Source organism: Janibacter sp. CFPM2_SD2, assembly GCF_057364645.1.
This window is the reverse complement of the sequence record NZ_JBNFOF010000122.1, coordinates 1-9,370: the sequence shown is the minus strand read 5'-3', so window position 1 is coordinate 9,370 and position 9,370 is coordinate 1. Positions and strand designations below refer to the sequence as shown.

At 72.2% G+C, this 9,370-nt stretch carries 10 protein-coding genes, 1 tRNA gene and 1 pseudogene; 11 read left to right on the top strand and 1 reads right to left on the bottom strand.

Translation table 11 applies throughout. The annotated features are described in order from the left end of the window. Window positions 1-308: 308 nt before the first annotated feature. The 4 genes from rplU (at window position 309) to proB (ending at window position 3,624) form a co-directional block, all read left to right on the top strand. Window positions 309-617 carry a 50S ribosomal protein L21 gene (gene rplU, locus AC2W7J_RS11845; protein ID WP_421006791.1) on the top strand — a complete coding sequence of 103 codons (309 nt, stop codon included), beginning with the start codon at window positions 309-311 and terminating at the stop codon, window positions 615-617. Window positions 618-648: 31 nt separating this feature from the next. After that, window positions 649-912: a 50S ribosomal protein L27 gene (gene rpmA / locus AC2W7J_RS11840; protein WP_255185866.1), complete on the top strand. Its 264-nt coding sequence runs from the start codon at window positions 649-651 to the stop codon at window positions 910-912. Window positions 913-994: 82 nt separating this feature from the next. After that, entirely contained in the window at window positions 995-2,503 is a 1,509-nt protein-coding gene (gene obgE, locus AC2W7J_RS11835; protein WP_485982614.1) for a GTPase ObgE, read from the top strand. Beyond that, window positions 2,503-3,624: a glutamate 5-kinase gene (gene proB / locus AC2W7J_RS11830; RefSeq protein ID WP_427802577.1), complete on the top strand. Its 1,122-nt coding sequence runs from the start codon at window positions 2,503-2,505 to the stop codon at window positions 3,622-3,624. Before obgE ends, proB begins: the two co-directional genes overlap by 1 nt. A 6-nt stretch (window positions 3,625-3,630) precedes the next feature. Here proB and pdxY read toward each other — a convergent pair whose 3' ends face one another. Beyond that, window positions 3,631-4,485, bottom strand: coding sequence for a pyridoxal kinase PdxY (pdxY, locus tag AC2W7J_RS11825; RefSeq protein ID WP_255185869.1), 855 nt, complete (start codon window positions 4,483-4,485; stop codon window positions 3,631-3,633). A 38-nt stretch (window positions 4,486-4,523) separates the two neighbouring features. Here pdxY and AC2W7J_RS11820 point away from each other — a divergent pair. The 7 genes and pseudogenes from AC2W7J_RS11820 to AC2W7J_RS11790 form a co-directional block, all read left to right on the top strand. Beyond that, a pseudogene (locus AC2W7J_RS11820) lies at window positions 4,524-5,789 on the top strand (glutamate-5-semialdehyde dehydrogenase). Between the two features lie 436 nt (window positions 5,790-6,225). Beyond that, window positions 6,226-6,438 carry a hypothetical protein gene (locus AC2W7J_RS11815; RefSeq protein WP_084449562.1) on the top strand — a complete coding sequence of 71 codons (213 nt, stop codon included), beginning with the start codon at window positions 6,226-6,228 and terminating at the stop codon, window positions 6,436-6,438. After that, window positions 6,435-7,028, top strand: coding sequence for a nicotinate-nucleotide adenylyltransferase (gene nadD, locus AC2W7J_RS11810; RefSeq protein ID WP_485982616.1), 594 nt, complete (start codon window positions 6,435-6,437; stop codon window positions 7,026-7,028). The genes AC2W7J_RS11815 and nadD overlap by 4 nt, the downstream gene beginning before the upstream one ends. Before the next feature lie 10 nt (window positions 7,029-7,038). Continuing rightward, entirely contained in the window at window positions 7,039-7,425 is a 387-nt protein-coding gene (rsfS, locus tag AC2W7J_RS11805) for a ribosome silencing factor (RefSeq protein ID WP_421006788.1), read from the top strand. Beyond that, window positions 7,422-8,060 carry a histidine phosphatase family protein gene (locus tag AC2W7J_RS11800; RefSeq protein ID WP_485982611.1) on the top strand — a complete coding sequence of 213 codons (639 nt, stop codon included), beginning with the start codon at window positions 7,422-7,424 and terminating at the stop codon, window positions 8,058-8,060. The genes rsfS and AC2W7J_RS11800 overlap by 4 nt, the downstream gene beginning before the upstream one ends. Before the next feature lie 80 nt (window positions 8,061-8,140). Then, window positions 8,141-8,213, top strand: a tRNA-Ala gene (locus AC2W7J_RS11795). A 75-nt stretch (window positions 8,214-8,288) separates the two neighbouring features. Next, a partial coding sequence (locus tag AC2W7J_RS11790; RefSeq protein WP_485982609.1) for a benzoate/H(+) symporter BenE family transporter occupies window positions 8,289-9,370 on the top strand: 1,082 nt, incomplete at its 3' end.

The window sequence follows — 9,370 nt, the reverse complement described above, 5'->3', positions numbered from 1 at the left end:
AGGGCGCCCCGCTGACCAAGGTCGCGGGGGGAGTCCGGCGAGGCGCCGACCACGCCCGGTCGCCGACCCCGAGCCGGCCGCCCCGGCCCGTCGCAAGCGCAAGCGCGTGACCTCCGAGGCCGGCCCGCCCAAGGCCTGACCCGAGCACTGCACGTCGACCCCCTTCGCCGGTTTGTCCGGTGGAGGGGGTCGCCGGTAGTCTTGACCCTTGGTGCGCCCACCGAGCGGACGCTCCATGCCTGTGCATGGGGACTGTTGGCCGGTCAGACAGAGCGAGTGCACTTCAGACAGAGAGTGAGTTCCCCCTGATGTACGCGATCGTTCGCGCGGGTGGCCGCCAGGAAAAGGTTTCCGTCGGCGACACCATCCTCATCAACTCGATCAAGGGCGAGGCCGGCGACAGCGTCGACCTGCAGCCCATCCTGCTCGTCGACGGCTCGACCGTCACCAGCGATGCCGACAAGCTGGCCAAGGTCAGCGTCAAGGCCGAGGTCGTCGGGGCCGCCAAGGGCCCGAAGATCACGATCATGAAGTACAAGAACAAGACCGGCTACCGCAAGCGCCAGGGTCACCGTCAGCCGCTCACGCAGCTGAAGATCACCGACATCAAGGCCTGAGCCTTCCTTCAACAGTTAGGAACCCACTGACATGTCTTCCAAGAAGGGTGTCTCCTCGTCCAAGAACGGCCGCGACTCCAACGCGCAGCGCCTCGGCGTGAAGCGCTACGGCGGCCAGATCGTCGGCACCGGTGAGATCATCGTGCGCCAGCGCGGGACCCACTTCCACCCGGGCGACAACGTCGGCCGCGGTGGCGACGACACGCTGTTCGCCCTGGCGGACGGCGAGGTCCAGTTCGGTGCCAAGCGCGGCCGCAAGGTCGTCAGCGTCCTCCCGGCGGGCACCGCCAGCTGACGCGAGCCACAGCATGCGCAAAGGGGGCGGGTCGAGGTGACCTGCCCCCTTCGCCGTACCAGATCGAAGGAAAGGTGAGGTCGTGACGACCTTCGTGGACAGGGTCACCCTGCACGTCGAGGCGGGCCGGGGTGGCCACGGCGTCGCGTCCGTGCACCGGGAGAAGTTCAAGCCGCTCGGCGGCCCCGACGGGGGCAACGGCGGCCACGGCGGCGACGTCGTCCTCGTCGTCGACCCGCAGGTGACGACCCTGCTCGACTACCACCGCAGCCCGCACCGCCGGGCGACCAACGGTGCTCCGGGCGCCGGCGACGAAAAGAACGGCGCCAACGGCGAGGACCTCGTCCTGCCCGTGCCCGCCGGCACCGTCGTCACCAACCGCGCCGGTGACGTCCTCGCCGACCTCGTCACGCCCGGCACGCGTTTCGTCGCGGCCCAGGGCGGTCGTGGCGGTCTCGGCAACAAGGCGCTGGCGAGCGCGCGGCGCAAGGCGCCCGGCTTCGCGCTGCTCGGCGAGCCGGGGGAGTCGACCGACGTCGTCCTCGAGCTGAAGTCCCTGGCCGACGTCGCCCTCATCGGGTTCCCGAGCGCCGGCAAGTCCTCGCTGGTCTCCGTGCTCTCCGCGGCGCGGCCCAAGATCGCGGACTACCCCTTCACCACCCTCGTGCCCAACCTCGGCGTCGTCACCGCCGGCGACGTGCGCTACACCGTCGCCGACGTCCCGGGCCTGATCCCCGGGGCGAGCGAAGGGCGGGGCCTGGGTCTGGAGTTCCTGCGCCACGTAGAGCGCTGCTCCGTGCTCGTCCACGTCATCGACTGCGCGACGCTCGAGCCGGGCCGTGACCCGATGAGCGACCTCGACGTCATCGAGGCCGAGCTCGCGGCCTATGTCGCCGACGAGACCCTCGGCGGTCGCCCGCTGTCGGAGCGCACCCGCATCGTCGTGCTCAACAAGGCCGACGTGCCCGACGCGCTCGACCTGGCCGACATGGTCAAGGCCGACCTGGAGGAGCGCGGCCTCGAGGTCTTCATCGTCTCCGCCGTCGCCCACACCGGCCTGCGCGAGCTGACCTTCGCCATGGCCCGCCACGTCCAGGCGGCGCGCGCGGAGTCGGCCGTCGAGGTCGCCCCGCAGCGGGTCGTCCTGCGCCCCAAGGCCGTCGACGACGCCGGCTTCGTCGTGCGTCGCGAGGGCGGCTCGGAGGGCGAGGTCTTCCGCGTCCTCGGTGCCAAGGTCACCCGCTGGGTCCACCAGACCGACTTCGCCAACGACGAGGCCGTCGGCTACCTCGCCGACCGCCTCAACCGTGCGGGCGTCGAGGAGGAGCTGACCAAGGCGGGAGCCGTCGCCGGCTCGACCGTGCTCATCGGCCCCGAGGACGACGCCGTCGTCTTCGACTGGGAGCCCACCCTCGTCGGCGGTGCCGAGCTGCTCGGCGGCCGCGGTACCGACCTGCGCCTCGAGGAGAACACCCGGCGCACGACCCAGGAGCGGCGCGAGCAGTTCCACGCCCGCAAGGACGCCCAGACCGCAGCCCGCGAGGACCTGCGCACCGAGCGCGACGCCGGGCACTGGATCGAGGACGACTGATGGGAGCCGACGCCCGGCGGGCGATCGCCCGGGCCCGGCGCATCGTCATCAAGGTCGGCTCGTCGTCGCTGACGAGCGCCGCCGGGGGAGAGCTCGACGTCGCCCGGCTCACCGCGCTGGTCAACGCGATCTCTGCCCGCCGCAGCGAGGGCACCGAGGTCGTCCTCGTCTCCTCGGGTGCCATCGCCGCCGGCATCGGTCCGCTCGGCATGGAGACGCGGCCCAGCGACCTCGCCCGCCAGCAGGCGGCAGCGAGCGTCGGGCAGGGCGTGCTGCTCTCGGCCTACGACAAGGCCTTCGGCCGGCACGGGCACACCATCGGGCTCGTCCTGCTGACGGTCGACGACGTCACCCGGCGCACGAGCTACACCAACGCCAAGCGGACCTTCGACTCGCTGCTCGACCTCGGCGTGCTGCCGATCGTCAACGAAAATGACACCGTCGCCACCCACGAGGTGCGCTTCGGTGACAACGACCGGCTCGCCGCGCTCGTCGCCCAGCTCGTCGGCGCCGACGCCCTCGTGCTGCTCACCGACGTCGACGCGCTCTACACGGCCAAGCCGGGCACGCCCGGGGCCGAGCGGGTCGAGCTCGTCTCTGACCCGGCGGAACTGGAGTCGATCTCCATCGGCGGCACCGGCTCGGCCGTCGGCTCGGGTGGCATGACGACGAAGGTCGAGGCCGCGACGATCGCCGGGGCGTCCGGTATCCCGACGGTGCTCACCTCCGCCGACCAGGTGACCGAGGCACTCGCTGGCGAGGACGTCGGCACGGCCTTTGCCCCCGCGAGGCGTCGTCGGGGCTCACGCGCCCTGTGGCTGGCCCACGCGACGACCCCGCGCGGGTCGGTGCAGATCGACGAGGGCGCGGTGACCGCGCTGCGGGAGCGGGGCCGCTCGCTCCTGCCCGCCGGCATCACCGGGGTGACCGGCTCCTTCACCGACGGCGACCCGGTCGACGTCGTCGGCCCCGACGGCACCGTCATCGCGCGCGGCCTCGTCAACTACACCTCGGGTGAGCTGCCGCACCTCATGGGGCGCAGCACCAAGGACCTGGCCAAGGAGATCGGCCCGCAGTACGAGCGCGAGGTCATCCACCGCGACCACCTCGCCCTGCTCTGACTCGGGTCAGCGCACGCGGGTGACCTCGAACTGCATGCGCGGGTGGGCGTAGGCCTCCTGCGCCTGGACCAGCTGCAGCTCCCGCTTGCCGGAGTCGAGGGTGAGCTGCAGCAGGTCGAAGACCGCCGAGACGGTCGCGCCGAGGGCCTGCTGCAGGTCGCGGCTGCGCAGCCAGTGGCTCGTGAAGAGCGCGGCCGTGACGTCGCCGGAGCCGTTGGCCTTGAGCGGCAGGTGCGGGGTGCGCACGATCCACGCCTCGTCCTCGTGGCAGGCGAGCATCTCGATCGTGCCCTCGGGCCGGTCGGGGCGCAGCACCGAGGTGACGAGGATGGTGCTCGGCCCCATCGCCCGCGCGGCGTCGACGGAGGCGAGGGTCTCCTCGAGCGTCTCCGGCTCGGTCTCGGTGAGGAAGCCCAGCTCGAACTGGTTGGGCGTGATGAGGTCGGCCTGCGGGACGACCTTGTCGCGCAGCAGCACGGGGATCGACTCGTGGACGAAGCAGCCCGACTTCGCATTGCCCATCACCGGGTCGCAGGCGTAGATGGCGTCGGGGTTGGCGGCCTTGACCGCGGCGACGGCCTCGAGGATCGTCGCGCCGATGCCCTCACCGCCCTGGTAGCCGGACAGGACGGCGTCGACCTCGGCGAAGGCCTCACGCTCACCGATCCCGGTGATGACGTCGGCGACGTCGGCCGGGTCCATCAGCGGACCCCGCCACGCGCCGTAGCCGGTGTGGTTGGAGAAGTTGACCGTGTGCACCGGCCAGACCTCGACACCGAGGCGCTGCATGGGGAAGACAGAAGCGGAGTTGCCGACGTGGCCGTAGGCGACGTGGGACTGGATCGACAGAATCGTGGTCACCCCGGCATCATCGCATCGCCCGGTCGTAGCCTGTGCGCATGACGGACAGCATCGCCACGGTCACGGACCTCGCCGAGCGGGCCCGCGTCGCCTCCCGCACCCTCGCCCTGCTCACCCGCGCCGACAAGGACGCCGCCCCTGCTGGCGCTCGCGGACGCCGTCGATGCCGCCACGGACGACGTCGTCGCCGCCAATGCGCAGGACCTCCAGCGCGGGCGCGAAGGGGGGATGGCCACCGGCCTCCTCGACCGCCTCGCCCTCGACGCCGAGCGCGTCGCGGCCGTCGCCGACGCCCTGCGCGACCTCGCCGGGCTGCCCGACCCCGTGGGCGAGGTCGTGCGCGGATCGACGCTCGCCAACGGCCTGCAGATCCGTCAGGTGCGGGTGCCGATGGGGGTCGTCGGCATGATCTACGAGGCCCGCCCCAATGTCACCGTCGACGCCGCCGGCCTGGGCCTGAAGTCCGGCAACGCCATGATCCTGCGCGGCGGCTCGGCCGCCGCGAGCACCAACCGTGCCCTCGTCACCGCCCTGCGCTCGGCCCTGGAGGCGCACGGCCTGCCGGCCGACGCCGTCCAGCTGCTCGAGGGCGATCACGACGCGGTCAAGGCGCTCATGACCGCCCGCGGCTTGGTCGACCTGCTCATCCCGCGCGGGGGTGCGGGCCTGATCCAGACCGTCGTCACCGAGTCGACCGTGCCCGTCATCGAGACCGGCGTGGGCAACTGCCACGTCTACGTCGACGTCGCCGCCGACCGGGACAAGGCGCTCGCGATCACGCTCAACGCCAAGACCCATCGCCCGAGCGTCTGCAATGCCGCCGAGTCGCTCCTCGTCCACCGCGCCGTCGCCGCCGACGTGCTGCCGACGCGCTGCGCGAGCTCGCGGCCGCCGGCGTCGTGCTCCACGGCGACGAGGCGACCCGCGAGCTCGCCCCCGAGGGCGTGACGGTCGAGCCCGCGACGGACGAGGACTTCGACACCGAGTACCTCGCGCTCGAGATGTCCGTCGCCGTCGTCGACGACCTCGACGCGGCGATGGAGCACGTGCGCCGCCACGGCAGCGGCCACACCGAGGCCATCGTCACCGAGGACCGGGCGGCTGCCCGGCGCTGGACCGCCGAGGTCGACGCGGCGGCGGTGCTCGTCAACGCCTCGACGCGCTTCACCGACGGCGGGGAGTTCGGCTTCGGGGCGGAGATCGGCATCTCGACGCAGAAGCTGCACGCCCGCGGCCCGATGGCGCTGCCCGAGCTGACGACGACGAAGTGGGTCGTCGAGGGCGACGGCCAGATCCGGGGCTGACCCCCCCTCGCCCGTCCCGGACACAGCCGAGGGCCCTCCCCCCGACGCGGGGAAGGGCCCTGACCGCTGTCCGTGTCACGCCCCGTGGGGTCCTGCGGCGACTGCAGCACAACGCCGGGCGCGGAGCCACGACGTCGCGGTGACACGTGGACCAGGAGGCGCCGACGCCGCTCGAGTCGCCTGAGCCCGACGCGGAGCCTCCCCCGTGCCGGACGTGCGGACGTCGTTATCCCTGTGGTCCTGCCGGCCGCCGTGAAGCAGCCGCGGTGTGGGGACTGTTCTACGCCGGGTCGGTGGCCCTCGGCAACGTCAGGAGTGACGCATCGGTGAGCGGCTGCCACCCACAGCCTCATCCACAGGCAGAGGGCGCTCTCCACGCCTTCTCCCACAGGCCTGTGGATGACGTCGGTGGACAACGGCCGGGTAGCATGGAGCCATGCTGAGTTCCTTCGTCTCCCTCGCCGCAGAGACCGGCCACCACAACGAGCTGCCGGTCGCGCCCTGGGTCTACGGCCTCTTCGCCCTGCTGATCTTCTCGATGATGCTGGCCGCCCTCTTCGCCTTCCGGCAGGCCGCGACCAAGATCCCGACCGCCGACAACACCGTCGCCCACGATGACCACGGGCCCGAGGCCGGGGACCACCACTGAGCAAGCGCCTCGGCGTGATGGGTGGGACCTTCGACCCCATCCACCACGGTCACCTCGTCGCCGCCAGCGAGGCCGCCTCGCGCTTCGGGCTCGACGAGGTCGTCTTCGTCCCCACGGGGGAGCCGTGGCAGAAGGCGGACACCCAGGTCAGCCCGGCCGAGCACCGTTACCTGATGACGGTGGTCGCGACGGCGTCCAACCCGCGCTTCACCGTCAGCCGCGTCGACATCGACCGTGAGGGCCCGACCTACACGATCGACACCCTGCGCGACCTGCGCGAGCTGCGCCCCGACGACGAGCTCTTCTTCATCACCGGCGCCGACGCCCTCGCGCAGATCCTGTCGTGGAAGGACGTCGGCGAGCTGTGGGACCTCGCCCACTTCATCGGCGTCACCCGCCCCGGCTACCACCTCAGCGAGACGGGGCTGCCCGAGGACCGGGTGACCCTCCAGGAGGTGCCCGCCATGGCGATCTCCTCCACCGACTGCCGACAGCGCGTCGCCGCCGGCGAACCCGTCTGGTACCTCGTGCCCGACGGCGTCGTGCAGTACATCAACAAGTACGAGCTCTACACCGACGACCGGGAGTGACCGACACACCGTGGTAGCCACCCAGCAGGCCATAGACAACGCGACCATCGCCGCCCGCGCGGCGGCCGACAAGCTCGCGACGACCATCACCGGGCTCGACGTGTCCGGGCAGATGCCGCTCACCGACATCTTCCTCATCGTCTCCGCCGACAACGAGCGTCAGGTGCAGGCCATCGTCGACGCCGTCGAGGAGGCCATGCGCGAGGAGGCCCAGATCAAGCCGCTGCGCCGTGAGGGCAACGGCCCCGGCCGGTGGGTCCTCATCGACTTCGGCGACGTCGTCGTGCACGCGCAGCACGACGAGGAGAAGGACTTCTACGACCTCGAGCGCCTCTGGCGCGACTGCCCGCACCTCGACCTCGGTGTCGTGGGCTCGCAGCAGTCCGACGAGCGGTGAGCGAGGCGAAGGGGGAGCCCCGTCGCCTGATCGTGCTGCGCCACGGCCAGACCGTCTCCAACCTCAAGGGCATCTGGCAGGGGCACCTCGACCACGAGCTGACCGACCTGGGTCGGGAGCAGGCTGCGGCTGCGGCCCGGGCGATCGCCGCCCTTCGTCCCTCGCGGATCGTCTCCTCCGACCTCTCCCGTGCCCACGACACCGCGCTGGCCGTCGCCGCCGCGAGCGGTGACCTCGACGTGGCCGTCGACGAGCGCTGGCGCGAGATCCACGCCGGCGCCTGGCAGGGCCTCACGGCCGCCGAGGTGGGCGAGCAGTACCCGCTCGACGCCGAGCGGCTCGTGAGCGGCGTAGGACTTCAAGCGGGGCGGCCACGGCGAGTCGCTCGCCGAGCTCGCCCAGCGCGTGCGCCCGGCCTCGACGAGCTTGTCGACGGCATGGACCCGGGGGAGACCGTCGTCGTCGCGACCCACGGCGTGACCGGCCGCACCGTCGTCGCCGAGCTCGTCGGCCTCGAGCAGCAGACCGCCTGGCGGGTGCTCGGGGGCTTCGGCAACTGCCACTGGGCGGTCGTGGAGCAGGGGCGCTCCGGCTGGCGGATCACCCAGTGGAATGCCTCCGCCGAGGGCCTGTGAGCCCCTCGCGGAGCCCGATTTGGAAAAGCGGGGGTGCGTAGGGTTAAACTCTCGCAGTCCCCTTCGGGGGAAACCCACTCGGGGCTGTAGCGCAGTTGGTAGCGCACCTCCATGGCATGGAGGGGGTCAGGGGTTCGAATCCCCTCAGCTCCACCCGGGAGCCAGAAGGCCCGGATCGCATCGCGGTCCGGGCCTTCTGCATGTCACGGCACCCTCTAGCGTGTGCGCATGCCGATCGAGACGAGCCGCCCGGTCGCGGCCGGTGTCGTCACGGCGCTCGTCGGCTTCACGAGCGCCTTCGTCGTCGTCCTGCAGGGACTGACCGCCGTCGGGGCGACCCACGCCCAGGCCGCCAGCGGGCTGCTGGCCGTGACGATCCTCATGGGCCTGAGCTCGGTCGTCCTCTCCCTGACGACCCGACTGCCGATCACCGTGGCGTGGTCCACGCCCGGAGCCGCGCTGCTCGCCTCCACGGGGACGGTCGACGGAGGCTGGCCGGCGGCGGTCGGGGCCTTCGTCGTCACCGGTGTCCTCGTCCTCGCGACGGGACTCGTGCCGGCCCTCGGGTCGCTCATCACCCGGATCCGCGCCTCGGTGGCGCAGGCGATGCTCGCCGGCATCGTCATGCAGCTGTGCCTCGGGACGGTGACGGGCATGGCGGCCAACCCGTGGGCGGTGGGGCCGGTGGTCATCGTGTGGGTGCTCGCCCTGCGGCTGGCGCCGCGGTGGGCCTCGCCGCTCGCCTTCGTCGTGGCGGCGGTCGTCATCGCCGTCCATCTCGCCCGCTCCGGCGCGCCCGTCGACACCGGCTCCCTCGCGCCCCGGCTCGAGCTCACCGCGCCGACTCTCACCCTCGGCGGGCTCGTCGGGATCGCCCTGCCGCTCTATCTCGTGACCATGGCCTCGCAGAATGTTCCGGGCGTCGCGGTGATGCGCGGCTTCGGCTACGAGGTGCCGTGGCGACGCTCGATGCTCGTCACGGGCGCGGGGACGGTCCTCGGGGCGCCCGCCGGCGGGCACGCGATCAACCTCGCGGCGATCAGCGCCGCCCTCGCCGCCGGTCCCGATGCCGGGGAGGACCGCTCCCGCCGCTGGATCGCGAGCGTGACCTCAGGCATCGTCCTCGTGCCCATCGGCATCGCCTCCGCAGCCTTCGCCACCCTCGTCTCGCTCGCGCCCGAAGGGGTGGTGGCGGCCGTGGCCGGGCTGGCGCTCATGGGCACGCTCGCGACCTCCCTTCGCTCCGCGCTGGCGGAGCCGGGCGAGCAGGTGCCGGCCGTCGTCACCTTCGCCGTCGCGGCGTCGGGCAC